Here is a 248-nt window from a genome sequence, read left to right as displayed (position 1 = left end):
CATCTCACGCGCCCCGTATTCATGATGCCGACGTGGACCTGGCAGTCGGTCGTGAGTCTCGCGGTGCCGCTCGTCATCGTCAGTCTGACGGGTCAGTTCCTGCCCGGCTTCGCGATCTTGCGCGCCTCCGGTTATCACACGCCGACGCGGCCGGTCCTCATGACGACGAGCCTCGCGTCGATGCTGGTGGCGTTCTCGGGCGGCATCACGATCGTCATCGCGGCGATCACGGCGGCACTGTGCACCGG

1 protein-coding gene is annotated in these 248 nt (G+C 66.5%); it reads left to right on the top strand.

The window, feature by feature from the left end:
- Positions 1–248, top strand: a 248-nt coding sequence (locus NCT05_RS36710) for a benzoate/H(+) symporter BenE family transporter (RefSeq protein ID WP_250504808.1), incomplete at both ends; no start/stop codon positions are given.

This window comes from Caballeronia sp. AZ7_KS35 (genome assembly GCF_023631045.1).
Lineage (GTDB): Bacteria > Pseudomonadota > Gammaproteobacteria > Burkholderiales > Burkholderiaceae > Caballeronia > Caballeronia zhejiangensis.
Note: the sequence above shows the minus strand (reverse complement) of the source record. Positions and strands in the feature narration are given on the sequence as shown.